This window comes from Sphingomonas phyllosphaerae FA2 (genome assembly GCF_000427645.1).
Lineage (GTDB): Bacteria > Pseudomonadota > Alphaproteobacteria > Sphingomonadales > Sphingomonadaceae > Sphingomonas > Sphingomonas phyllosphaerae.
This window is the reverse complement of record NZ_KE386571.1, coordinates 2718767-2745026: the sequence shown is the minus strand read 5'-3', so window position 1 is coordinate 2745026 and position 26260 is coordinate 2718767. Positions and strand designations below refer to the sequence as shown.

The 26260-nt window shown below is 67.9% G+C and carries 14 protein-coding genes, 1 tRNA gene and 1 pseudogene; 8 read left to right on the top strand and 8 right to left on the bottom strand.

The features are described from left to right. The first annotated feature begins 56 nt into the window (after positions 1–56). The 4 genes from SPHPH_RS0113310 (at position 57) to SPHPH_RS0113295 (ending at position 8594) form a co-directional block, all read left to right on the top strand. Positions 57–1319, top strand: a complete 1263-nt coding sequence (locus SPHPH_RS0113310; protein WP_028967129.1) for an efflux RND transporter periplasmic adaptor subunit — start codon at positions 57–59, stop codon at positions 1317–1319. After that, positions 1316–4501 carry an efflux RND transporter permease subunit gene (locus tag SPHPH_RS0113305; protein ID WP_028967128.1) on the top strand — a complete coding sequence of 1062 codons (3186 nt, stop codon included), beginning with the start codon at positions 1316–1318 and terminating at the stop codon, positions 4499–4501. Before SPHPH_RS0113310 ends, SPHPH_RS0113305 begins: the two co-directional genes overlap by 4 nt. Beyond that, on the top strand, positions 4498–5928 hold the full coding sequence (locus SPHPH_RS0113300) for an efflux transporter outer membrane subunit (RefSeq protein WP_028967127.1): 1431 nt from the start codon (positions 4498–4500) through the stop codon (positions 5926–5928). Before SPHPH_RS0113305 ends, SPHPH_RS0113300 begins: the two co-directional genes overlap by 4 nt. 215 nt (positions 5929–6143) lie before the next feature. Beyond that, positions 6144–8594 (top strand): TonB-dependent receptor, encoded by a 2451-nt coding sequence (locus tag SPHPH_RS0113295; protein ID WP_028967126.1) that lies wholly within the window; start codon positions 6144–6146, stop codon positions 8592–8594. A 73-nt stretch (positions 8595–8667) separates the two neighbouring features. On the opposite strand, the gene SPHPH_RS0113290 is transcribed toward SPHPH_RS0113295, so the two are convergent. The 5 genes and pseudogenes from SPHPH_RS0113290 to SPHPH_RS0113270 all read right to left on the bottom strand — a co-directional run bounded on the left by SPHPH_RS0113290 (position 8668) and on the right by SPHPH_RS0113270 (position 14220). Next, positions 8668–9792 (bottom strand): acyltransferase family protein, encoded by a 1125-nt coding sequence (locus SPHPH_RS0113290; RefSeq protein WP_028967125.1) that lies wholly within the window; start codon positions 9790–9792, stop codon positions 8668–8670. Then, complete coding sequence (locus tag SPHPH_RS0113285) at positions 9789–12056, bottom strand: alpha-N-acetylglucosaminidase (RefSeq protein ID WP_028967124.1); 2268 nt, start codon at positions 12054–12056, stop codon at positions 9789–9791. The genes SPHPH_RS0113290 and SPHPH_RS0113285 overlap by 4 nt, the downstream gene beginning before the upstream one ends. Positions 12057–12502: 446 nt before the next feature. Then, positions 12503–12576: transfer RNA gene (locus tag SPHPH_RS0113280), tRNA-Gly, on the bottom strand. Positions 12577–12779: 203 nt separating this feature from the next. After that, positions 12780–13378, bottom strand: a pseudogene (locus SPHPH_RS19790) (DJ-1/PfpI family protein). After that, positions 13378–14220, bottom strand: a complete 843-nt coding sequence (locus tag SPHPH_RS0113270; RefSeq protein WP_028967123.1) for a PhzF family phenazine biosynthesis protein — start codon at positions 14218–14220, stop codon at positions 13378–13380. Before SPHPH_RS0113270 ends, SPHPH_RS19790 begins: the two are co-directional and overlap by 1 nt. A 106-nt stretch (positions 14221–14326) precedes the next feature. On the opposite strand from SPHPH_RS0113270, the gene SPHPH_RS0113265 reads away from it, so the two are divergent. Continuing rightward, entirely contained in the window at positions 14327–15739 is a 1413-nt protein-coding gene (locus SPHPH_RS0113265; protein ID WP_028967122.1) for an aminotransferase-like domain-containing protein, read from the top strand. On the opposite strand, the gene SPHPH_RS0113260 is transcribed toward SPHPH_RS0113265, so the two are convergent. Continuing rightward, positions 15719–16636 (bottom strand): LysR family transcriptional regulator, encoded by a 918-nt coding sequence (locus tag SPHPH_RS0113260; RefSeq protein WP_028967121.1) that lies wholly within the window; start codon positions 16634–16636, stop codon positions 15719–15721. The two genes, SPHPH_RS0113265 and SPHPH_RS0113260, sit on opposite strands and share 21 nt — an antisense overlap. 295 nt (positions 16637–16931) lie before the next feature. Here SPHPH_RS0113260 and SPHPH_RS0113255 point away from each other — a divergent pair, with 295 nt between their 5' ends. Next, positions 16932–18095, top strand: coding sequence for an MFS transporter (locus tag SPHPH_RS0113255; protein WP_028967120.1), 1164 nt, complete (start codon positions 16932–16934; stop codon positions 18093–18095). Positions 18096–18200: 105 nt separating this feature from the next. Here SPHPH_RS0113255 and SPHPH_RS0113250 read toward each other — a convergent pair whose 3' ends face one another. Continuing rightward, the gene (locus SPHPH_RS0113250) at positions 18201–18410 is read right to left on the bottom strand and encodes a hypothetical protein (RefSeq protein ID WP_238303090.1); all 210 of its coding nucleotides are present in this window, start codon (positions 18408–18410) and stop codon (positions 18201–18203) included. Positions 18411–18474: 64 nt separating this feature from the next. Next, positions 18475–21849 (bottom strand): amidohydrolase family protein, encoded by a 3375-nt coding sequence (locus SPHPH_RS0113245; RefSeq protein WP_037488579.1) that lies wholly within the window; start codon positions 21847–21849, stop codon positions 18475–18477. 271 nt (positions 21850–22120) lie between these two features. Here SPHPH_RS0113245 and SPHPH_RS0113240 point away from each other — a divergent pair, with 271 nt between their 5' ends. After that, a complete protein-coding gene (locus SPHPH_RS0113240; RefSeq protein WP_081668630.1) occupies positions 22121–22792 on the top strand; it encodes a Crp/Fnr family transcriptional regulator in 672 nt (223 codons plus the stop codon). Positions 22793–22870: 78 nt separating this feature from the next. Next, entirely contained in the window at positions 22871–26191 is a 3321-nt protein-coding gene (locus tag SPHPH_RS0113235) for a glycosyltransferase (RefSeq protein WP_028967116.1), read from the top strand. Positions 26192–26260: the final 69 nt, after the last annotated feature.

Below are 26260 nucleotides of genomic sequence, written 5' to 3'. Positions count from 1 at the left end.
TACATGTAAGCCGGCCTCGCTACGCGCCTTACGGTTCACCGTACGCAGAGTCGATCATGCACGCAGCCGACGAATCCGTTCCGCTTCCCCCCGCGAACCGCCTGTCGCGCCCGGCGCAGTGGCGCTGGCTGGCGATCGCCGCCGCCGCCTTGGTCGGCGTGGTGCTGCTCGTCACGCTGATCGGCAAATGGACGCACAAGGAAGAGGCGCCGCCGCCCCCGCCGCCGCCCGGCACCTTCCGCCCGACGCCGACGCAGCTCGCCGGGCTGCAGACGATGCGCGTCGGCGAAGGGTCGTCGGCCGAGCAATTGCTGGCGAGCGGCGCGATCACCGTCGACGGCGACCGCAGCACGCCCGTCCTGATGCCCTATGCGGGTCAGGTCGTGAAGGTGTTGGTCGAGGCCGGCGAGCGCGTCGCGCAGGGCCAGCCGCTGATGCTGGTGCGCACCGGCGATTTCGTCGACGCGCGCAGCGGGCTGTTCGCCGCGCGCGCCGCCTATCAGAACGCGCAGGCGCAGCTGGTCGCGGCGCAGCGCGCGGCGGATCGGCAGAAGCAGATCTACGAAACCGCCGGTGGTGCGCTGAAGGATTATCAGCAGGCGCAGGTCGATCTCGCCGCCGCACAGGCCAGCGCGCGCACCGCCGCCGCCTCGCTGGGCGCGGCGCGCGACAAGCTGGCGGTGCTCGGCAAGTCGCCCGCCGAAATCCGCCGGCTGGAAAATGTCAGCGAAGTTGCGGGCATCCACGACGTCACCACACTCCACGCGCCGATCAGCGGGCTGATCGCCTCGCGCGACGTGTCCGCCGGGCAATATGTCGGGCAGGGCGGCGACAAGCCGGTGATGACGATCACCGATCCGTCGCGCGTCTGGCTGGTCGCGCAGGTCGCGGAGGGCGATGCGGAATCGATCCATGTCGGCGATGCCGCCACCGTCACCACCCCGGCGCTGCCGGGCCGCACGTTCAGCGCACGGATCGATCTGGTCGGCGCAGCGCTCGATCCGGTCACGCACCGCCTGCCGGTGCGCGCCGCGATCGCCAATCCCGGCGGCGCGCTCAAGCCGCAGATGTTCGCCAGCTTCGCGATCCGCCGCGCCAGCGCGGGCGCCGAGATGCGCGTCCCCGCCGCCGCGGTGATCCACGAGGGCGAACAGGCACGCGTCTGGGTCGTCCAGCCGCACGGCGTGCTCGCCTCGCGCGACGTCGTCACCGGCGACAGCCAGGACGGGCAGGTCGCGATCGTCAAGGGGCTCGCCCCCGGCGAGCGGATCGTCACCGCCGGTGCGCTGTTCGTCAACGAAGCGGGGCTGGGCGAGTGAACCGCATCGTAGGATTCGCGCTGCGTCAGCGGCTGCTGATCGTCGGCGTCTTCGTCACCATGCTGGTGGCGGGCGTCATCGGCTTCCTGAACCTTAATATCGAGGCCTATCCCGATCCCGTCCCACCGATGGTGGAGGTCATCACCCAGACGCAGGGCCTGTCCGCCGAGGAGATGGAGCGCAACGTCACCATCCCGATCGAGGTGCAGATGGCGGGCATCCCGCATCTGACCGCGATCCGCGCGATCAGCCTGTTCGGCCTGTCGGACATCAAGATCCAGTTCAGCTACGATTACACCAACGAACAGGCGCGGCAGCAGGTCATCAACCGCCTGTCGCAGCTGCCGCCGCTGACCGGCGGCGCGCAGCCGACGCTGTCGCCGACCAGCCCGGTCGGGGAAATCTATCGCTACCGGATCGCCGCGCCCAAGGGCTATTCGGTCATGGACCTCAAGACGTTGCAGGATTGGGTGCTGCAACGCCGCTTCAAGCGCATCCCCGGCGTGATCGACGTCACCGGCTGGGGCGGCAAGCTGCGCGCCTATGACGTGGTGATCGACAACGACCGCCTCTCCGCGCACGGCGTCACCGTCAACCAGGTGTTGCAGGCGATCGCCAAGAGCGACGGCAACGTCGGCGGGCAGACGATCAACTTCGGCGCACAGGCCGCGATCGTCCGCGGCGTCGGGCTGATCCAGTCGCCGTCAGGGATCGAGAACGTGCTGGTCGGCACCGCCGGCGGGCAGCCAGTGCTGCTGAAGGACGTGGCGAAGGTCACGATCGGCAACACGCCGCGGCTCGGCATCGCCGGTTACAACGATCAGGACGATATCGTGCAGGGCATCGTGCTGATGCAGCGCGGGGCGCAGTCGATGCCGACGATCGAGCGCGTCCAGAAGGAAGTCGCCGAGATCAACGATTCGGGCGTCCTGCCCCCGGGCGTCCACCTTGAGCGGATCTACGACCGTTCGGATCTCATCAAGCTGACGATCCACACCGTGCTCGAAAACATGGTGGTCGGCATCCTGCTGATCTTTGCGCTGCAATGGCTGTTCCTCGGCAATTTGCGCAGCGCGATCATCGTCGCGGCGACGATCCCGTTCGCGCTCGCCTTCGCGATCCTGATCCTCGTGTTGCAGGGCGAAAGCGCGAACCTGTTGTCGGTCGGCGCGCTCGACTTCGGCCTCGTCGTCGACGCCTGCGTGATCATGGTCGAGAATATCTTCCGCCACATGGTCGAGCGATCGGCGAACGTCGAAAGCGGCAAGGGGCATTATTCGCTCGCCAGCCGCTTCTCGGCGGTGCTGGGTGCGTCGAGCGAGGTCAGCCGCGGCATCTTCTTCGCCGCCGCGATCATCATCGCCAGCTTCCTGCCGCTGTTCACGCTGACCGGGGTCGAGGGGCACATCTTCGGCCCGATGGCCAAGACCTATGCCTATGCGATCACCGGCGGGCTGCTCGCGACCTTCACGGTCGCGCCCGTGCTGGCGACCTTGCTGCTGCCGGACAAATTGTCGGAGGTGGAGACGTTCATCGTCGGCAAGCTGCGCCGCGTCTACGAACCCGCCGCCGCCTTCGCGCTCGGCAACCGCGTGCTCGCGCTCGGCGGCGGCGTGCTGCTGCTGCTGGTCGCGATGGTCGGGGTGCGTTCGCTCGGCATCGAATTCCTCCCGCATCTGGAGGAAGGCAATATGTACATTCGCGCCACCTTGCCGGCGTCGATCAGCCTCGAGGCGGGCGAGCCGACCGTCAACGGCATCCGGCGGATCATCGCGCAATATCCCGAGGCGACCGCGGTGCTCTCCGCGCATGGCCGCCCCGACGACGGCACCGACGCGACCGGCTTCTTCAACGCCGAATTCTTCGTGCCGCTCAAGCCCGCCGACGAATGGCCGTCGGGCATGACCAAAGAGAAGCTGATCGACGAGTTGTCGAAGCGGCTCAGCGCCAAATATCCCGGCGTCGATTTCTCCTTCTCGCAGATCATCGAGGATAACGTCGAGGAAGCCGCCTCGGGGGTGAAGGGCGCGAACTCGATCAAGCTGTTCGGCCCCGATCTGCCGACGCTCGAAAAATACGCCAACCAGATCAAGGATCAGATGGGCAAGGTGCGCGGGATCGAGGATCTCGGCGTCTTCCAGTCGCTCGGCCAGCCGACCGTCCGCATCGACGTCGATCGCGCCCGCGCCGCGCGCTACGGGCTGACGCCCGACGACGTGAACGGCGTCGTTGCCGCGGCGATCGGCGGCAGCACCGCCGCCGATCTCTATGAGGCCGGCACCGACCGCCACTTCCCGATCGTCGTGCGGCTGAAATCCGAACAGCGTGACTCGCTGGAGGCGTTGCGCCGGATCACGATCGGCGCACCCGCGCTCGACGGCAGCGCGCAGACGATTCAGGTGCCGCTGGCCGAGGTGGCGAACGTCCGCCTGACCTCGGGTGCGTCGTTCATCTATCGCGAGCATCAGGAACGCTACATCCCGATCAAATTCTCGGTCCGCGGCCGCGATCTGGGCGGCGCGGTCGATGAGGCGCGCGCGCGGATCCAGCGCGAGGTGCATCTGCCCGCTGGCTATCATCTCGAATGGGCGGGGGAGCTGGACAATCTCAACAATGCGATCGCGCGGCTTGAGATCGTCGTGCCGATCAGCTTGCTGCTGATGCTGCTCTTGCTCTACGCCAATTTCGGGTCGATCCGCGACAGCCTGCTCGCTTTCGCCGCGATCCCGCTCGCGGTGGTCGGCGGGGTGCTGGCGCTGGCGCTGACCGGCACCGCGTTCAGCATCTCGGCGGCGATCGGCTTCGTGGCGCTGTTCGGGATCGCGGTGATGGACGGCATTCTCGTCGTCACCACCTTCAACAATGCGATCGATGAAGGCGTCGACCGGGCGGGGGCGATCGCGACGACCGTCCGCCACTCGCTGCGCCCGGTGGTGATGACCTGCCTGGTCGCGGCGATCGGTCTGCTCCCCGCCGCGATGTCGCACGGGATCGGCAGCCAGGTGCAGAAGCCGCTCGCGCTGGTCGTGGTCGGCGGGATGACGCTGGCGCCGGTGCTTATCCTGCTGATCCTGCCGGTGCTGATCGACCGCTTCTCGAAACGCGTCGCCCCCGCTGATCGCGGCGCGCATGGCCGCGACGTCGGCCACCACCATGACGGCGGATCGGAGGTGATCGCATGACCCGCACGCTCGCCCTGCTGCTTGGCTGCACCGCGATTTCGGCGTGCACCGTCGGCCCGCGTGATCTGGATGCGCATATCGCGCTACCGGCCGCCACCACGCCCGCCCCGATTGCGCCCGACAGCGGCCCGGGGCAGGTATTTTCGGGGTCGTCCGCGTCCCCGGCGGGATGGTGGGCCGCATTTGCCAGTCCGCAACTCGATGGTCTCGTCACCGAAGCGCTCCGCCACAACAACGACATCGCCACCGCCGACGCCTCCCTGCGGCAGGCCGCGGAGCAGGCGCGCGCCGCCGGCGGTGCGCTGCTGCCACAGGCCGATGCCAGCTATCAGGCTGAAAGGACGAGGGTATCGAACGCGATCTCGCCGGTAATCGCGAACCAGAACCAGCAATTGTACACGCTGCACACCGCGCAGGTGAACGTTAGCTACACCCTCGACGCCTTCGGCGGCACCCGCAGCCGCCTCCGCTCCGCCCGCGCCCAGGCCGCCGTCCAGCGCAGCCGATTGGATGCGGCAAGAACCAGCGTTGTCAGTAACTTGGTGCAGGCGGTGATCCAGCGCGCGGCGCTCGCCGACCAGCTCGACGCCGCGCGAACGGCGGTAACGGTCAACCGCGACATCCTCAACCGCCTGCAACTCCGCCAGAAATTGGGCGCGGTCGGTGCCGCCGATGTGGTCACCCAACAGACCGCGCTCGCCGCCGCCGAGGGCGCGCTCCCCGCGCTGGTGCGTCAGGAAGCGCATCAACGCGTTGTGATTGCAACGCTTCTCGGTCGCGCGGCTGGCGATGCCTTGCCCGACTTGCCGACGCTCGCGCAGTTGACGTTGCCGACGCAACTGCCAGCGGTGCTCCCGTCCGACCTCGTCGCGCAGCGCCCCGACGTGCAGGCGGCACGCGCCCAGCTCGAAGGCGCTGGCGCCGACGTCCAGACCGCGATCGCCGCGCGCCTGCCGTCGATCACGCTCAGCGCCAATGCCGGCGGCTCGGCGCAGCGCTTTGGCGATATGTTCAAGAATGGTAACCCATTTTGGACGCTGATCGGCGGGATGACGCAGCCGCTGTTCCACGCCGGACAGCTACGCCATCAACAGCGCGCAGCGGAGGCGGCGCTCGACGGTGCCAAGGCCGGCTATCGCACCGCGGTGCTGACCGCCTTCGGTGACGTGTCCGACGCGCTCACCGGCCTGTCCACCGACGCGGTCGCGCTCGACGCCGCGACCCGTGCCGCGAATGCCGCGAACCAGGCGCTGACCTTCGCGCGGCGGCGGCTGGCGCTGGGCGATATCGACACGCTGACGCTCCTCAACGCCAGCGCCGCCGACGCCGAAGCGCGTGCGCAACTGGTGCAGGCCCGCGCCGCGCGGCTGACCGACACCGTAGCACTGTTCGCGGCGGTCGGCGGTCGGATCAGTCCGCCCCAATAATCTGCCTGGATCATTCAAACGACAAAGCAATTCATCGGTTTACCCGCCGGTGGATTGCTTTTCCGTGTTTAGGGCGGCAATATTGGTAAAGATGCGAAGATGAAAACAGCGTGAAATTGCATCGGATTTCGCTGTCATCGTTGCGTCACGATCTTGCAGTGGAATCAAATTAGACGCGCCCCGTCAGGCCGATTGGCCGAAAGGGGATAATCAACATGTCGAATGCTTCGCGGATGCGCCTGCGTCTGCTCACCGGAATTGCCGCACTGACGCTGCCTTTGGCCGCGCACGCCGAAACCCCGGCCGCCACCCCCGCGGCCGCCGCCGATCCCGCGACCGATGCGACCGACACCTCGGAAGGGCAGGGTCTGACCGACATCGTCGTCACCGCCACCCGCCGCGAGACGAACCTCCAGAAGACCCCGATCGCCATCTCGGTGATCGATCCCGTCATCATCAAGGACCGCCACGTCCAGAGCCTGCTCGATCTGGGTGACGGCGCGATCCCGTCGCTGCGCGTCGCCACCTTCGAGGCGCGCCAGTCGGCGCTGACGATCGGCATCCGCGGCATCGTGCCGTTCGACCAGAACCAGACCGCGCGCGACACCGGCGTCGGCGTTTATGTCGACGGCGTGTATCTCGGCCGTTCGCAGGGCCTGAACGCCGCGCTGTTCGACGTCGCGCGGATCGAGGTGCTGCGCGGGCCGCAGGGCACGCTGTTCGGTCGCAACACCGAAGGCGGCGCACTGTCGATCGTCACCGCCGCCCCGACCGGCAAGTTCGACGGCACGTTGACCGCCGGCTTCGGCAACTTCGGCGCCTATAACGGCCAGTTCCACGTCAACCTGCCCGAATTCGCGAACATCTCGCTGAAGTTCGACGGCGTCAGCCAGCACCAGGACGCAACCGTCAGCAACCCGCTGCCGGGCAGCTACGGCTGGAACTATTACAACCGCGTCGGTGGTCGCGCGACTGCGCTGTGGAAGCCGGCGCCGGGCTTGTCGGTGACCGTCGCCTATGACCAGGCGAAGGACGAGAACACGCCGTTCTACAGCCAGCTGGTCAATTACAATCCCAACAAGTACACGGTCGCCACGCTGGCGCAGATCAACGCCAACGCCGGCAAGCTGCCCGCGAACACGATCGCCCCGCTGTCGCCGCTGGTGGTCGTGGCGGGTGATCGTCGCATGACGCGCGCCGACATCGGCGTGCCGCAGCAGCTGAGCACCGACCGCACGCATGGCGTGTCGTCGACGATCAAGTGGGAAGTGGCGCCGTCGCTGGAGCTGCGCTCGATCACCGCATGGCGCGGCGTCAGCACCGATCAGTGGGACAATTCGGGCGGCGGCCACCGCACCGTGTTCCTGCCGAACGCAAAGTTCAGCCGCTACAGCCTGTCGTGGATGGACCAGCACCAGTTCAGCCAGGAATTCCAGGCGGTCGGCAGCGTGCCGCAGCTCGATTACACCGCCGGCCTCTATTACTACACCGAAAAGGCGGAAGAGACGGCAGCGACGCCCAGCAGCAACCAGTGGAATGCGGATGGCACCGCCTACACCATCCTCAGCCCGATCGTCACCGGCACGATCGCCAGCGGCAATCAGGGCTGGGCGCCCGGTTCGCGCTTCCTGCAACGCGGCAGCCGCGCCAACGCGCACAGCTATGCCGCCTTCGCACAGGCCACCTTCACGCCTGACGCGTTCGACGCCTTCCACCTGACGGTCGGCGGCCGCTACACCAAGGACAAGCGCGAGGGCACGCTGTTCTTGGTGCAGGGCAAGACGACGAACTTCCCGTTCACGTTCGACAAGAGCCGCTTCGATCCGATGGTCACCGCGGCGGTCGACGCCAGCGATACCATCCACCTCTACGCCAAATATGCGACCGGCTATCGCGCCGGCGGCGCCAACTCGCGCTCGCAGACGTTCGCGTCGTTCGGGCCGGAAGTGGTGAAGTCGTACGAGGTCGGGTCGAAGATGGACCTGCTCGACCGGCATGTCCGGTTGAACCTGGCCGGCTACATTATGGATCGCACCGGGACGCAGATCGACTTCGACAACGTCGACACCAACTCCGCCAGCCCGACCTTCGGCAACCACACCGAGGAAACGCGCAATGCGCCGGGCAAGTCGAAGATCCGCGGCGTCGAAGCCGACGTGACCATCAATCCGGTCGACGGGCTGACGCTCACCGGGTCGTACGCCTATACCTACACCGACGTGCCGGCGACGGCGAACCCGTTCAAGAACAACGCGCTGACCAAGGTGTTCGTGGTGTTCACGCCGCGCAATGCCGCTTCGGCGTCGCTCGACTACGAGCTGCCGGTGGCGATCGGCGAAGCGAAGGCACGCTTCCACATCGACGGCAATTATTCGGATGCGATGTACAGCTTCCAGAACGAGCCGACGAAAACCGACAGCAGCTTCATCGTCAACGGCCGATTGGCACTGGCCGATCTGCCGCTGAACGATGCCGGCACCAAGGTGACGCTGTCGCTGTGGGTGCGCAACCTGTTCGACGAGACGCACATCTATCGTCGCTCCGCGGCCAACTCTTCGCCGTCGTTGAACAACAACGGGTCGCTCAACTACGGCGGCGTGCTCGGCGATTACGCCAACTTCAACCCGCCGCGCACGATCGGGCTGGAGGGTGCAATCAAGTTCTGACGCATCGCCTGACAGACGTCGCGACGCCCGTCCCGGTTTTCGACCGGGGCGAGCGTCGCTCGTTTTGGCGCGCTCACACCTTCAGGATGATTCCCCTGCGATCGAGCGCGCGGCCGAACCAGCAACACACCAAAGTATAGGCTAGTGCGCACAGCAAGGATCCCACCGGCCCGGGCGCCAGCGTCTGGAACCATGTCTCGCCGATCCAGCGATACAGGCCGACGCCGGGCCGGACATGGATCAGCTCGATCGTGACGACCAGCAGCTCCGAGAACAGATAGATCGCCAGCGGATTGCGCCCGAGCATTTGCAGGAACGCGCGCCCGATGCGCGCGCCCTTCACCTCGACCGCGCCGATCACGCCGCCGAGCAGGATCATGTCGAGCCCGACGGTCAGCAGGACGAACGGCCCGGTCCACAATTTCTTCGCGATTGGCAGCACGGGCGCGAGCAGCACCGCAGCGATGACGAGACCGGCGCCGATCGCCGCCATCCGCACGACCGTCGCGGCATGCTTCCCCCAGCGCTGGATCGCCACGCCCGCCAGGTACCCCGCGATGACATTGGCAGTGGCGGGCAGGGTGCCGAGCAGCCCCTCGGGATCGAACCCGTGATCCTTCCGATACAGATGTTCGGGGCCGATCAGCCACAGGTCGAGCAGGGTGCCGGCATTGCGATAACGCCCGAACGCCTCGCCCGGCGGGCTGAAGCCGGCGAGGATCGCCCAGTGCGCGCCGACCAGTGCGACCGCGGCAACCAGCAGCCAGCGTGGCGACAGGTACCGTGCGAGCAATCCGGCGAGCAGATAGCAGAGCGCGATCCGTTGCAGCACGCCGGTGACGCGCGTCTGTGCGAACGGCTTCACCGACCACGTGCCGTCCGCCGCATGCGTGACGAACGGGTACCAGTACATCAGGAAGCCGAGCAGGAAGATCAGCGCCGCCCGCTTGAAGATCCGCCGCAGGAACACACCATCCGGCATCGGCCGGGTCAGCGCGAAGCTCATCGCATTGCCGACCGCGAACAGGAACGATGGGTAGACGAGATCGGCGAGCGTGAAGCCGATCCACGGGGCATGGACGAGCTGCGTGAACGGCTGGCCCGCGCCCGCGGTATTGACGACGATCATCAGGAAGATCGTCGCGCCGCGGAACATGTCGAGCGAGGCGAACCGCTCGGGACGCGGCGGGGCGATCATGGCTGCGACACCTGCGCCATCACCGCGCGCGCCGCGCCGATCGTGTCGGCAGGCGCGCTGGCGCGGTAGCGGCGACCATCGGCGACCCAGCGATCCTCCCACGCGCGCAAGCGCTTGAGGAACGCCGCATCGTCGACCGGCCGCTTGGCGAGCGCCGCGGCGCGCGCGTCGTCGAGATACATCCTCCAGCGCGGCAGGTAGTAATCGGCGTACAGCCCCGCCCAAGCCTTGGAGGCATAATCACCGAGATGCCCGGCGCCGCCCCAGATCGTGACCTGCGCCTTGGCATCCTCCTCGAAACGGCGCTGTTCGGCAGGCGTATCGCCATAGGCGCGCGCATCGCCGATCCAGCTGGCGAGCGTTTCCTGCTGTCCGCCGATCAGCGCATCGATCGCCTTTGCCAGACCAATGCCCTCCGCTGTCTCGCGATCGCCGGTCGCGATGTCGCCACGTCCATACGCCGCGACGGCGGTCTTCAGATGCTCGTCGAGCGCGAGTGTCGCCTCGTGCCGCACGAGATCGACCAGATCGTAGCGGAACAGCGTATTGTCGCGGTGCTGCGCCGCCAACTGCAATAGTCCCGCGATCCCCGCACGCGCCTTGGCGCGGTCGCCGGGGCTGGCGGGGTAGCCGGCCGCATCGGCACCGGGACGCTTGAAGAACAGATACGCGCCCGCACGCTGGTTCCACCAGCGCGGCGTCCAGTAGCGCACGTCATAGACGCCCGCGACGACATCCTGCCACGCCGCGACCATGCTCGAATCGCTGCTGCCGTAGCGTGCGCGCGTGTACCGCTCCAACCACGGGCGCATCGCCATGTCGCCCCCCGGCCACGCCGCGTCGAACGCATAGTCATAGACCAGGCTGTTGTTGTGCAACCCTTCCGGGAACATCCCGAACCCGCGCACTTGCCCGCGCTGCGGGTCGGCGAGCAGCGCGGCGATGTCGCGCCGGTAGAAGTCGGGCGCGCCATATACCGGATTGCTGCCGCCGTAATTGTGGACGTAGCCGTAGATCCAGTCCTTGCCGTCGAAGCCGTTGGTCTGCTTCCAGATGCCGGGATAGCGATCGTTGCCGATGTCGAGGATCAGCATCCGTTGATCGGGCACGTCGCGCAGGAAGGCGGCGATCGCGTCGCGCGTCCAGAATTCCTTGTCCGCCCCGAACAGCCAGCCCTGCATCACCCAGGTCGCGCCCGGCTGCGCCCCGGCGATCGAGGCGTAAAGGCGCTTGCCGTACGCGGCGAGCCGCGCATCACGTACTGCGCGCGGCAGGGCTGCGGCGCGGGTGGCGGCGGTGTTTGCGATGCTGTCGCCATAACTGGCGTGCGCTGTGTCGCTGCCGCCGTCGGCGATCGGCGGCACCATCTCGTTGAACGCGTCGGCCAGGTAATAGCGGCCAGCACCATATTCGGCGGTGTAAAGCTTCAGGAACCGCGCCGCGAGCTTCGCGAACAGCGGGTCGGACGGGTCGAGCCAGTAGGTGCCGGGGAACCCCTCCCACTCGCGCATCCGGTAGATGCGCGCCTCGGGGTGCGTTTTGGCGAACGCTTCGGGGACATAGCCGGCGAAGGCGGGCAGGATCGGCGTCATGCCCAGCGCGCGCATCCGGGCGAGGATGCGTTTCTGCAATTCACGCTTCTTCTCGATCCAGTTGGGCGACAGCGGCGCGCGATAGCCGGCCATATTGCCCATCCGCTCCCACGGCAGGAACGGCGCGCCGGCAAAAAGGCGGTCGACCTGCGCACCGCTTAGCCCCTGTTCGCGCCACAAGGCGCGCCAGACGTATTCCTGGCCCTCCATTGCGAGCGGCATGTCGACACCGTGCATCGCCATCAGGTCGATCTCGCGTTCCCAGCGCGTCCAGTCCCACCACGGCGTGGTGTACCCATAGGTACAGGTGTTCAGATACGCCCGAAAACCGAACGGCGAGGCAACCCAGCCGCTGTCCTGCGGCGACAATCCGGTGAGCGCACCGATGCGGTTCCCTTCCCAGGACGCATGAAACCGGCCCTGCGCGGTGAGTGCTGCGGTGACCCCGCGGACCGCCGCGACCGGCGAAGAAGCGGTAACGGTGACGCGATCGTGCGCGATCTGCACCCGGTAACGTGCATCGGTTGCGGGAGCGAGCGCGACCGTTACCCGGGCAGCGGGAATGCCGAGCCGCGCCAGCGATGCGCGCGCATCGGCGGCGGTCTGCGACGCCGCCGGTGTTGCGAGCGACAATGCGGCCAGCACGGTGGGCGCGTGCCGGATCATCGTCATCGAAACGCCGCGGTTTCGTGGCGGATTGGCCATCTCGTTCCCTCCCTGTCAATTGCCCGGCCCGAATGTTCGACTCGTCTACCCGGCACGAGGCGTACGAATTGGTCTTAATAGGGGCCGTCTTTGTAATGCTCTGGTATTATTGCTCGCATGAGCCTTCGCAGGCTGTCAATCGTAGCCGGCAACAAAGGTTTGGGTCTGCGGTAGGGGGTACGATTTCGGATTGGCCCTTGCTGGCAAACCGGAATGTCCGACGCGCGACTGAAGCGGCGTCGCTATCCGGTTGATGCGGAGGCAGCGGCGCAACGCAGAAACAGCTGCGTCAAAGCCTGCTTCATCTGCGAGCCGCTGAATCGACAGCATGGCTACTTATGAAGGGGGAGATAATTGATAGCGACCGCCACACCGCGACTTGGTGCGCCGATGCCTTCATTGGTGATCGATATTGGAGCGGGTGAAGGGAATCGAACCCTCGTCGTAAGCTTGGGAAGCTTCTGCTCTACCATTGAGCTACACCCGCAAATCAACGACCTGGCGCTGACCTGATCGCTCGCCAGACCGCGCGTTGCGGGTCCAGCGTCCGATTCGATGGGCGAGTGCCATAATCGTGGCGTGGTCGTCAACGTCGATCGTGCGGATTTGTCCTCCCGCCCCGCTAATGCCGCCCTTCGATCAGCTCGTGGGGGGGTGCCCAGCCGAGTGACGAAGGTGGCGCCTGAACGGCTACCTTCGATCGCTCATGACGACCCTCATGGCATGGTCGACGAACCGCTCCTTCTCTCCGACCGGCGCAACGTAATGGAGGGCGTCGCGCGCCAGTGCAGCACCGCTGCCCCGCGCGATCATCCAGGCGGCGAGGTAAGGCGCGGCGAGGCATCCGCCGGCGGTGGCGACGTTGCCATGCGCGGCGAATGGCGCGTCGATGACGGTGACGCCGGCCTCCACCACCCAGGGTTTGGTGGTGAGATCAGTGCAGGCGGGCAGGGTGCCGATCAGCCCGAGCTTCGCCAGCAGCAGCGTTCCGAACATTGCGCGGCGATCAGCTGCCGAGCCGGGTCGAGGCGCAGCCGGGCCAGCAACGCCGCATCGGCAGCGATCTCGCGGGTGCGGATACCGCTGCCGATCAGCACCGCATCCGCCTCTTCCACGAAGTCGAGTGGGCGCTGCCGATGAATCAAGACGCCATTCAGCGACATCACCGTTTCGGTCGGCGCGGTGATATGCGCCGTCCAGCCATGTGGGCTCAGTCGGTTGATGATGGCGGCGGCGACGAACGAATCAAGCTCGTTGAAGCCGTCGAAGGTGAGGACCGCGACCTGCATCAGCGGTGCGTCTGCCCGGAGAACAACGTCCGTGTCGCCCCGGCGACCCAGACCTGTCCGCTGTCGTCCTGCGAGACATGGATGCGTCCGCTCCGGCCGAGCCGCGTGCCCTGTGCCGCGACATAGCTGCCGCGCGCGCGCCCGCTTGCGAACAGCCATTGGCCGACCGACGCGTTCAGGCTGCCGGTTACCGGATCCTCGATCAGTCCGCCCCGTCCGTCGGTGAAGAGCGCGCGCAATTCGAAGGCGACCTCGCTGTCGGCAGCGTGCGGGCCGACGACGCCGACATCGATGTGTCGGGCATAATGTCGGGCAGGATCGACCGCCAGCACCGCGTCTGCCGACTCCAGCATGACCGCGATCCAGCCCGGACCATTGTCCGCACACGCCGCATCTACGATGGTGGCACGGTCGATCCGCAGCAGTTCGGCGACTTCCGCAACCTCCGCCTCAGTCGGCGTGCCGCCACGCAACAGCGTCGGCGCTGCGAAGGCGAGCCGGTCACCATCGCGCCGGATCGTCACCAGCCCGACGCCGCACTCCTGCACGATCACGCCGTCCTGCTTCGGCTGTCCGCCGGCTTCCAGCCAGACATGCGCGCTGCCCAACGTGGGATGTCCCGCGAAGGGCAATTCGTGCGACATGGTGAAAATGCGGACCCGATAGTGGGCCGCGGGATCGCTCGGCGGCAGCATGAACGTCGTTTCCGAGAAGTTCAGCCAGCTTGCGATCGCCTGCATCTCTTCCGTTGTCAGCTCGCCGGCATCGGCGATGACGGCCAGCGGGTTGCCGGTGAACGGGGCGGTGCCGAACACGTCGACGAGGCAGAAGGGGCGGGTCACGAGCATCTCCCGTTGCAGATGCTCCGCTGTACCGTCACGCGGCTGGCGCTGACAGATACGCATCGGTACAATCATGTCGAACTGTATCGGTGGGAATGGCAGTACGATGGCGGACCTCTCCGATCGAACCCGCACCGGCATGGTGGTTCGCGCGATCCGGGACCGGATCGACGCCCGAACGCTGACGCCGGGCGCGCGACTGCCGTCGATCCGCGTCATGGCCGAGACGAGTGGCGTCGCGCGATCGACGGTAGTGGAGGCGTACGACCGGCTGGCGGGCGAAGGCGTGATCCGCTCGCGACCGGGATCGGGCTTCTATGTCGCGGCCCCGCTGGCACCGCTGACGCTGGATCGGCTGACGACCGCGCCGGACCGCGAAGTCGATCCGCTGTGGATGCTGCGTCAGTCGCTGGGGGAGCGGCGGCACGAGCTGATGCCGGGATGCGGCTGGCTGCCCGACGACTGGCTCGCCGGTGACGCGCTTCGCAAGGCGATGCGCGGATCGGCACGCGCCGGTGATGCCAGCGCGCTGGCGGGTTATGCCTCGCCGCTGGGCTCGCCCCCGCTGCGCGCGTTGCTCGCCCGGCGGATGGCGGAACAAGGGATCGAAGTCGGCCCCGACCAGATTCTCCTGACCGACAGCGGCACGCACGCGCTCGATCTGGTATGCCGCTTCCTGCTTCAGCCGGGCGATACCGTGCTGGTCGACGATCCTTGTTACTTTAACTTTCTGGCCCTGCTTCGGGCGCACCGCGTCAAGATGGTTGGCGTCCGGATGACCCTAACCGGGCCGGACGTGGCCGCCTTCGCCGAGGCCGCGGCGACGCATCGCCCGCGCCTCTATTTGACGAATTCGGGGGTTCATAATCCGACGGGTGCTGCGCTGTGCGCCCCCACCGCACACCGGCTGCTCAAGATCGCCGACGCGCATGACATGGTCGTCGTAGAGGACGACATCTTCGCGGATTTCGAGCACACGCCGTCGCCGCGGCTCGCGGCGTTCGACGGCCTTCAGCGGACGATCCGCATCGGCAGCTTCTCCAAATCGCTATCCGCCGCGGTCCGCTGTGGCCATATCGCGGCGCGGGGCGACTGGATCGACGCGATGGCCGATCTGCGGATCGCAACGTCGATGGCGGGCAGTCCGCTTGCCGCCAACCTGCTCCATGCCGTGCTGATCGATGGCAGTTATCGCCGGCACGTCGAAGGTATCCGGACCCGGCTCGCCCGCGCCACCGCCCGGGTTTCGCATCGGCTGCGAGCCATCGGGATCATGCCGTGGATCGAGCCGGCGGCGGGTATCTTCCTTTGGGCGCGCCTGCCGGACGGGATCGATGCCGTCGCGCTTGCGCGCCGCGCGCTGGGCGAGGGCATCGTGCTCGCGCCGGGGCCGGTGTTCAGCACCGGCGGCGGCTGGCGCGATCACCTGCGCTTCAATGTCGCCATGAGCGACGATGACCGGCTTTATGCGTTTCTGCGGTCGGCAGTGTCTCAGCCATCACCCGACAGGGCTGCCTAACCGCTCGACGAGGAAGTCCACGAACACGCGCACACGGGCGGGTGTGGTGGAGCCACCGACGAAGACGGCATGGATCACCTCGACGTCGCCGGGATTATAGTCTTCGAGCAATGGCACGAGCCGTCCGTCGGTGATTTCGGAGACGACGCTGAAGCGCCCGACGCGGGTGACGCCAACCCCGGCGGCCGCGAGTTGGCCGAGCGTTTCGCCATTGTTCGCGACGATGTTGCCCTCGACGCTCAACGAGAAATCCCGACCGTCACGACGGAATGGCCAGATCGGCTCGGCGCGGCGAAAGTTGAAGTTCAGGCAGTTATGCGCGTGCAGGTCTTCGGGCACTTGCGGCGTACCTGCGCGCGCAAGATAATCTGGCGCGGCGACGATCACCCGGCGAGATTCGCCCAGCTTGCGCGCGGTCAGACCGCTATCGGCAAGCGGCCCGAAGCGGATTGCGACATCCGCCTGTCCCGCCGCGACGTCGACGAGCGTGTCGGTCAGCGCCACGTCGGTCAGGATATGCGGATAGGCATGCGCGAAGTCGCCAAGCAGCGGCACGACGCACAACCGTCCATGCGACAAGGCGGCACTGACCCGCAGCCGCCCGCGCGGTGCCCCCTGGTCGGCGATCTGTTGCTCGGCGTCGTCGAGATCGGCAAGGATACGGCGCGCGGCAAGCAGATAGGCTTGCCCTTCGGCAGTCAGCGTCAGCGCGCGGGTAGAGCGCAGTAGGAGCCGCACACCAAGCCGCGCCTCGATCCGGTCGACCGCCCGCGCCACAGCCGAGGGCGTCAGCCCCACGGTGCGGCTGGCGGCGGAGAAGCTGCCGCCGTCCACGACGCTCGCGAACAGCGCGAGCGATCGGGCGCGATCTTCATTGGCGATCGTCTTTGCGTCCAAGGCATAGATCCTTTGTGCCCGCAGGCGCTTCTGCACTCTTGGCGGAGCTTCCATCTATGCACCCGATGGGGCAATTCGCAAAGGAGCTGTCATGGAATGTCGCCAACTGAGCGCCCTCGGCCCGCGCGTCCCCGTCCCGCCATTCGGTGCGGACACGTTTGGCAGGCAGGGCTCGCCGTTCTGCGCCTGGGATGCCGGCGGCACCACCGCATCGCCGCCCTATCCGCACACTCCCAATCGGCAGCAGAAAGGCGACGCCCGCCTCACGCCACCGCTGGTTTGAAGGACATCCGACATGAAGTTGAATCCCGGGTTGATCGCGCTGGCGGTCGGCGCCTTTGGCATCGGCGTCACCGAGTTTGCGCCGATGGGCATGTTGCCGGTGATCGCCGGTGACCTGCACGTCTCGATCCCGTCCGCCGGGCTGCTGGTCAGCGCCTATGCGATCGGGGTTCTGATCGCGGCCCCGCTCATGACCCTTACTACTGCGCGGATCGATCGACGGACGCTGTTGATCGCCTTGATGGGCATCTTCACGCTTGGCAACGCCCTGTCGGCGCTGGCCGGGGGATATTGGATGCTGATGGCTGGGAGGGTCGTCACCTCGTTCAATCATGGCGCCTTCTTCGGGGTCGGATCGGTCGTGGCGGCCAGCCTTGTTCCGCCCGAGCGTCGCGCGGGGGCCGTGGCGGCGATGTTCACCGGTTTGACTGTAGCCACGATCGGCGGGGTTCCGATGGCGACCTGGGTCAGCGAAGCGGTCGGCTGGCGCGCCGCCTTTGCCGGGATTGCGGGCGTGGGCGCGATCGCGATGCTGTCGCTGCGGCTCGCGCTGCCTCCACTGCCCACCGCCGAGGGTGGGGACATGCGCGCGGAATTGCGTGTTCTGAAACGCGGACCGGTGTTGACGGCGCTGGCGCTGACCACGATCGGTTTCGGCGGCGTGTTCACGGTCTTCACTTATATCGTACCGATCCTGCGCGACGTGACGCATGGCTCGACCGGCTATGTCACGGCGATGCTGATGCTCTTCGGCGTTGGTGCGACGATCGGCAATTCGCTGGGCGGCAAGCTTGCCGACCGCTCCGCGGACCGGGCGCTGAAGACCATGCTGTCGATCATGGCGGTGACGCTGCTTGCTTTTACGGTGCTGATGCAGTGGCAAATCACCGCCGCTGCCGGAATCCTGATCTGGGGTATCGCCAGCTTTGCGATCGTGCCGCCGTTGCAGATGCGGGTAATGGACGCTGCCTCGGATGCGCCGAACCTCGCCTCGGCGATGAATATCGGTGCCTTCAACCTCGGCAACGCGATTGGCGCGGCGCTGGGCGGCGGGGTGATCGGCGCAGGACTGGGGTTGCCGATGGTGGCGGCGACCGGCGCAGCGGTGGCGGGAATGGCGCTTGTGCTCTTGCTGGCGGTTCGTGGTCAGTCCCGCGTCACCGCTCGCCCGGCGTGAAGTACGGCTGCGACGTGGGTTGGTCTGTCCGGATCGCGAATGATCCAGATCGCCGCGTGCCGGGATCCCCGCCCGATCGCGACGGGCACCCCGGATGCAGCGGCGTCAACGCGATGCGGCACGGTAGCCGAGCACGAAGGCGACCACCGCCGCCGCCGGCATCTCGCACGGCCGCAGCGCAACGCGGCGGCCGGCGAGTCGGTAGAGATTGAAGCTCACCCGAGCCGCGCCGCCGAGTTCCTCGCCGTACAGCCAGACGCGCCGCCGATCCGGGCTCTCGGTCAGCGTGACGCCCCAGCGCCGCCCGGCGTACACGCCCTCGCCATAGCCCGCCGGCCAGCCCTCCAGCGTGGCGAGGAAGGCCGCCGGGGGTGTGTCGTCAGTCGAGATCGCTGTTCCCGTGGCCGTGGCCGACCGTCACCTTCGCACCGGTGTCGGCACCGCGGCCACTGGCCGTTTCCCACCAGTAAGGCAGGCGCTTGCGGTTGCCGGTCGCCACTTCGCCCAGCGTCGCGGCGTCGTAGAGCCGGCCGCCCAGCATCACGCGGCTGATCTTGTCGCTGTTGCGGATGTCGGCGGTGGGATCGGCATCGAGCACCACCAGATCGGCGAGCTTGCCGGGTTCGAGCGAGCCGACGTCCTTTTGATAACCAAGCGAGGTCGCCGACGCGATCGTACCGGCGCGCAGCGCCTCGATCGGCGTCATCCCGCCACGCACGAAGCTCCACAGCTCCCAATGCGCGCCGAGCCCCGGTTGCTGGCCGTGCGCGCCGATCGCGACGTGGATGCCCTTGTCGGCGAGCTTCTTGGCCTCGCGTGCGGTGGCGCCGTCGACATAATCGTCCTCGGGCGCGATCGGGCGGCGTGCGTTCTGCGCGGCGAGCAACGCGACCGGCGCGTGGCGCGTCAGCAGCGGATGCCGCCACACGTCGCTGTGCGCGCGCCAGTACGGATCGCCCGCCAGCCCGCCGTAGGCGACGACCAAGGTCGGGGTGTAGCCCACCGTGGTCTGCGCCCACAGGCTGAGCACGTCATTGTAGAAGTGTTCGAGCGGGACATTGTGCTCGAGCGTCGAATTGCCGTCCGACACCAACGTCATGTCGAGCGTGTAGAGCGACCCGCCCTCCGGCACGACCTCCATCCCCTCGGCCTGCGCGGCGGCGACGACCATCTGGCGCTGTTCGCGGCGCGGCTGGTTGTAGTTCTTGACGCTGTGTGCGCCCTGCGCCTTCAGCCGACGCACGATCGACAGCGCATCGTCATAGCTGTCGATCTGCGCATAGACGTCGGGACTCTTCGCGCCATAGATCACCTCGCCGGTCGAGAAGGTGCGCGGCGCGAGCACCAGGCCGGCTTGTTGCATTTCGGCGGCGGGGAAGATCTCCGCTGAGCGCGACGACGGATCGTGGACGGTGGTGGTGCCGAGCGCGAGATTTGCCATCGCCGACCAGTTCTGCTGCGGGACAAGTTCGTCGTCGCCCTGTGGGCCGTGCGCGTGCGCGTCGACCAGCCCGGGGATGATCGTCTTGCCGGTGACGTCGACGGTGGTCGCGCCAGCGGGGACCTGTACCGAGGCGCGCGGACCGACCGCGACGATGCGGTCGCCGCGGATCAGCACCGTCGCATTGTCGACGATTCCGCCATCGGCGCCGGCCATCGTCACGACGCGCGCGCCGGTGAGCGCAACGGTGCCGGTCGGCTTGGCGGCGGCGACGTCCATCGACAGCGACACGCCGGTGCGCGGCGCGACGAATTTGGCCGCATCCTCGTCGGCCGGCGCGGCGCGGAACAGTGCGGCGGTGTCGGCGGAATAGAGCGTCGGACCGGCGCTCCAGTGGAGGCGCTTACCATTGTCGGACCAGTTGATGAAGTCGGCCCCGTCCGCGCTGACCCGCGTCACCGGCAACGCGCCCGCCTTGGCGTCGACCTCTACCGCCTGCGTGCCGGGCATCAACGGCATGACGAAGGCTTCGTAATTCTGGCGGAACGCGACATAATCGCCGGCCGGGGAGATCTGGAAGTCGTTGACCAGTTCGCCCCCGGCATGAACGCGGCGGTTTTCGCCCGACAGGTCGGTGCTGACCAGCTGGCGCTTGTTGCTTTCGTTGACGATCAGGAAGACGCGGTCGTTGGCAGTGCCGAATTGCGGCGCGGCGGCATCCTTTGCGACGCGCACCGGCGCACCACCGGTCGCGGCGACGCGGTAGACGCCGGTGCCGGCGTTGCCGCGCGGCGCGGTCAGCTCGCCACCCTCGCCCTGTTCGAAGACGATCGTCTTCCCGTCGGGCGAGAAGCGCGGGCGGCGATAATGACCGGGCACCGTCGTCACCGCCTTCGCCGCGCCGCCGCTCGCCGCGACGGTGCGGATCTGGCCGAGCCCGGCGTCGGTCCAGCCGGTGAAGACGATCGTGCGCCCGTCGCGCGACCAGCTCGGCCACAATTCCAGCTCGTCGGTGGCGCGCGTCAGCCGCTTGGGCGCGCCGCCTGCGAGCGGCTTGATCCAGAGCTTGCCGAGCGTTTCGAACACGACCTGCTTGCCGTCCGGCGAGACGGTCGCCCAGCGCGTGGCCTTCGTCATGAAGCGCGCGGGCGCGACCTCGACCTGTGGGTGCGCCGCCTCGGCGATCACGCGCGTGTCGTCGACGCGGAACGGGATCACGCTCGCCGAACCGCCATCGACCCCGACGCGGCGCAGCTTGCCGCCCGACCAGAAGACGATGCCCTTGTCGTCGGGGGTCCAGCTCATGTTCGGATAGACGCCGGTCACCGCCCACGTCTCCTGCACGTCGCGGTCGAGCGGGCCGTAGACGATCCGCTCGACGCCGGTGGCGAGATTCTTCACCCACAACTTCGTGACATTGTCGTCGCGGCGGACGAACGCGATCATCTTGCCGTTGCGCGACGGGGTCGGGCGCACCGAGCCGCCGACCCCGCTGACCGCGGTCGTCACCTCGCCGGTGTCGATGTCATAGCGTTCGATGTCGAACAGGTCGGTGCGCGAGTTCTGCGCATATTCGAAGATCGGCCCCGACGAGACGTTGCGCGTGTAATAGATGCTCTTGCCATCGGGCGCGTAGATCGGCTCGCCGAGTTCCTTTTGCAGCACCTCGCTGGCGCGCTTGACCAGCTGCACCCCGCCGCCGCCAGAGACGTGGTAGAGCCACACCTCGCCGGTGCCGAGCGAGCGGCCGGTGGTGAAATGCTTTTTGGCGGCGATGAAGCGGCCGTCCGGGCTCCACGTCGGCTGGTTGAGCAGGCGGAAATCCTCCTTGGTCACCTGCCGCTTGTCGCTGCCGTCGACGTTCATCACCCAGATGTTGTCGCCCCCGCCGCGGTCGGAGGTGAAGGCGATCCGGCGGCCGTCGGGCGAAAAGCGCGGCTGATGTTCGAACGCCAGCCCCTCGGCGATGCGGGTCGGCGTGCCGCCCGCGATCGGCATCGTATAGATGTCGCCGAGCAGGTCGAAGGCGACCGTCCGCCCGTCCGGCGACACGTCGACGTTCATCCAGCTGCCCTCGTCGGTCGTCATCCGCACCTGCTTCGTGCGCAACCCGCGCGGCGCGTTGACGTCCCACTTGGCAGGCTTGGCATCCTTCGCGCCTGCCGCCGTGGTCGCGGGGGCAGGCGGCGGCAGCGTTCCGGCCGGGTCCGGGGTCGGCGCGGTCGCCTCGTTCTCGGGCACCTGGGTCTGTTCGACCGGCTTGTCCTGCGCGGCGAGCGGCGCGGCGAGCAGGCACAAGGCAACGGCGGTCATGGCACGGAAGGTCACGATGGTGGATGTCCCCTGATTGTCCGGCCATCGTGCCGCGATCCGGGCGGCGCGTCACGTCCCAAATCGTCACGCGCAGCATCAACAGCTTCAGGTAACGCGAAAGTGGTCGATGCCATAAAATGGATCAGCGCTAGCTGCGTCAAACCGTGCCTAGGATGCGCGTTCGCTCTTGCGGGAATATCGTGTGCCAGAACTTCTGCCTCTCCACCGTTTTGAAGAGTTTATCCCGTTATCGGAAAGGGACAGGGCAGGTGTGCAAGCGCTTGGCGAGCCGCCCGCCGCTTTCCCCCGTCATGCCGTGCTGCGCCGCGAGGGCGAACCGCCGCGGTACATCTATTTGTTGCTCAGCGGCTGGGTCGGCTCGTCGGTCCTGCTGCCCGGCGGCGAGCGGCAGATCGTCAAATTTCATCTGCCTGGCGACATGCTGGGCACGCCCAGCATGTGTCTCGCGCAGGCCGCCGACACGCTGACCGCGCTGACCCCGGTGACGATCAGCCGGGTGCCGCTCGCGGCGTTCGGCGCGCTGTTCGCCAGTTCGCCGCGGTTTGCCGCGGCGATGTTCCTCAGCGTACAGCGCGAGCGCGTCGCGCTGATGGACCGGCTTGCCGCGGTCGGGCGCACCCCGGCGATCGCGCGGGTCGCGGCGCTGCTGCTGGATGTCGAGGAGCGGTTGCGTGCGATGGGCGCAGCCAGTGACGACGGTTTCGACATGCCGTTGACACAGGAGCAGATCGGCGATCATCTCGGGCTGACCGCGGTGCACGTGAACCGCGTTTTCCGGCAAATGGCGGAGACGGGGCTCGTGTCGCGCGATCGGCATCGAATCAAGCTGCTCGATGCAGCGCGGCTGCGATCGATGTCGGCGCGGCAGCAGCGGGTGATGACCCGCGATGCCGCATGGTTGCTGGGCGGCGAGGTTGCCTGACGTCGCGTAGTTAACCGCTTGTTCGTCAACACCGGCTAACGGCCTGCCTTCGGTCGGAACGATGGGACGGACACAGGCGTGGCGATTTTCTACGATGCCAGCGGGCGGCGCGCCCGGCGGGTGCGTGTGGCGCTGGGCATTGCGCTGTGCGTGCCGCTGTTGCTGGCCGCTCTGCTGATCGCGGCGGTCGTACGCCCGGTTGCGGCGGTCGCGCCGCGCTTCGCGATGCCACACGCGCCACAGACCGCGGTGGCAGCCCCGGTGCGCGACGGCGCGTCGGGCGCGTGGCTGCCTGCGGCGACAGGCGCGGCGCTGACCGGCGGCACGATGGGCTTCTACATGCCGTGGGATGCACCATCGCAACAGTCGCTGGCGGCGCATGTCGGTGAACTGGAATGGCTCGTCCCCGGGCTGGCCACCGTCACCGGCGCGGATCACCGCTTCGTCGCCGAGGACGACCCGTTCATGCGCCAGGTGTTGGCGCGCGCCACGCGCCGCCCGCATGTGCTGCCGATGGTGCAGAATGCCGCGGCGGATGGCAGCTGGGACGGTGCGGGCACCGCCGCCTTGCTCGCCGATCGCGCCGCGCGTGCGCGGTTTGCGGAGCAGATCGTGGCGCTGGTGACGGGCCAGGGCGGCGCAGGGGTGATGCTCGACCTCGAAAGCCTGCCGGTGAGCGCGCATCGCGACTATCGGACTTTCCTTGGCGAGCTGCGCGCGCGCTTCGCACCGCGCGGCTGGACGGTGGCGCTGACGACACCGGTCGCCGATCCGGATTGGGACTTGCGCGCCTATGCCGCGGTCGCCGACCGGCTGGTGCTGATGGCCTATGACGAACATTGGATGGGCGGCGCGGCGGGGCCGATCGCGTCGCAGCCGTGGTTCGCGCGCGTCGTCGCGCAGGCGGTGGCGCAGGCCGGTGCGAACAAGGCGATCGTCGCGATCGGCAGCTATGCCTATGACTGGCAGGGGCGCACCACCGTGCCGCTCGCGATTTCCGACGCGCTGGCGTTGGCGGCGCAGGCCGGGGTGACGCCGCAGTTCGACGCGGAGAGCGGCAACAGCCACTTCGCCTATGATCGCGACGGCCGGCATCACGAGGTCTGGATGCTCGACGCACCCAGCGCCGCCAACCAGATGGCGGTGGTGCGGCGTACCGGCGCGGCCGGGGTGGCGCTTTGGCGGCTGGGCAGCGAGGATTCCTCGGTATGGGGTGCGTTGTCTGGCGGCGCGCGACCTGATCTGCGCACCGTGCCCGCGCCGGCCGGAATTGCGGTGCGGGGACAGGGCGAGATCATGCGGATGAGTGCGGAGGCGACCGCGGGTGCGCGCGACGTGACGTGGCGCGACGGGCTGATCCGTGCCGCCCGCTTCGTGCAGCTGCCGCAACCCGACACCGTCGAGCGCACCGGCGCGCAACGCCACCGGATCGCGCTTACCTTCGACGACGGCCCGGACCCGGCATGGACGCCGAAGATCCTCGACGTGCTGGCGCGCGAGCACGCGCCGGCTACCTTTTTCGTCACCGGCACCAATGCGTTGGGGCAGGGCCCGCTGCTGCGCCGGATCGTTGCGCAGGGCAGTGAACTGGGCAACCACTCGACCTCGCACGCCGACCTGTCGCACCGTTCGGAGGCGGCGATCGCGCTGGAGCTGAAGGCGACCGCGCGGATCGTCGAGGCGTATACCGGGCGCGCCATGACGCTGTTCCGCCCGCCCTTCCTCGGCGACGCCGATCCCGATCGCCGCGACGAGCTGCACGCGACGCGGGTCGCGGCGCGGCTGGGGTATCTGACCGTCGGTCTCAACGTCGATCCGCTCGACTGGCAGGGGCCGAAGGCCGACGTCATCGCGCAGCGCGTGATCGCGCAGGTCGCGGCGGGCACCACCGAGCGTCCGGCGCAGATCGTGCTGCTCCACGATTCGGGCGGCGACCGGACTGAGACGATCAAGGCGTTGCCGCTCATCATTCGCGGTTTGCGGGCGCGCGGTTATGATTTTGTGCCTGTTTCGACGCTTGCCCGGCTCTCGCCCGCCACCGTCATGCCCGAGTTGCGCGGTCATGCGGCCGCCGATGCGGCGGGAACGCGCGGGCTGTTCGACGGGCTGGCGTGGCTGCGCGACGCCGGGGCGGTGCTGTTCGCCACGGTGATCGCGATCGGCATGGCGCGCGCAGTGGCGTTGACCGGGCTGGCGCTGTGGCGGCGGCGTCGCGAGACGGTGCCGGACAATGCACCGCATCTGGTGCCGACGTTCGTGTCGGTGCTGATCCCCGCCTTCAACGAGGCGCGGGTGATCGAGGCGTCGGTTCGCCGCATCCTCGCCAGCACCGGGCCGCGGATCGAGGTGATCGTGATCAACGACGGCTCGACCGACGGCACCAGCGCAGTCGTGCAGGCGGCGTTCGGGATCGACCCGCGCGTCCGGCTGCTGACGCTGGAGAATGGCGGCAAGGCGCGCGCGCTCAACATCGCATTGCGGCAGGCGCGCGGTGACGTCGTGATCGCGCTTGATGCCGATACGCAATTCCAGCCCGACACGATCGCGAAGCTGACGCGCTGGTTCGCCGATCCGCGCATCGGTGCGGTGGCGGGGAACGCCAAGGTCGGCAATCGCACCAACGTCATTACGCGCTGGCAGGCGTTGGAATATGTCACCGCGCAGAACCTGGAGCGGCGTGCTTTGCTGTCGCTCGGCGCGGTAACGGTGGTCCCGGGCGCGGTCGGCGCTTGGCGGCGCACCGCGCTCGACGCGGTCGGCGGATATCCCGAGGACACGCTCGCCGAGGACCAGGACCTGACCATCGCGGTGCAGCGCGCCGGGTGGCAGGTCGCCTGCGACAATGACGCGATCGCGTGGACCGAGGCACCGGAGACGGTGCGTGCGCTGTTCAAGCAACGCTTCCGCTGGGCATTCGGGACGCTGCAGTGCCTGTGGAAACACCGCGGCGCGATCGGGCAGCATGGCGGGCTGGGGCGGGTCGGGCTGCCGCAGGCGCTGGTGTTCCAGTTCGTGTTCACGCTCACGGCACCGTTGATTGATGTGGCGCTGCTGCTCGGGGTCGGCGGGACGGCGTGGCGGGTCCATGATCGCGGCTGGGACGCGGCGGGTGGCGACGCGCTGACCGTGGTGGCGTTCTGGGCGGCGTTCGCGGCGGTCGATCTGGCGTGCGGGTGGATCGCCTATCGCCTCGATGGGCGCGAGGCGCGCTTCCCCGGTATCCGCTTGTTGATGCAGCGGTTCGGCTATCGCCAGTTGCTGTACGCGGTCGTGCTGCGTGCGCTATACGTCGCGGCGACCGGGCCGAAGGTCGGCTGGGGCAAGCTGGAGCGGACCGGCAGCGTCGCGGTGAACGACACGGGCACGGCGACGCCGGAACCGCTGCGCGCGGCGGCGTGACCGCACCCGCGAATGTTGCGAATGTTGAGACGCTGGCGGGGTGAATGTTGAGGATGGACGGCGGCATGA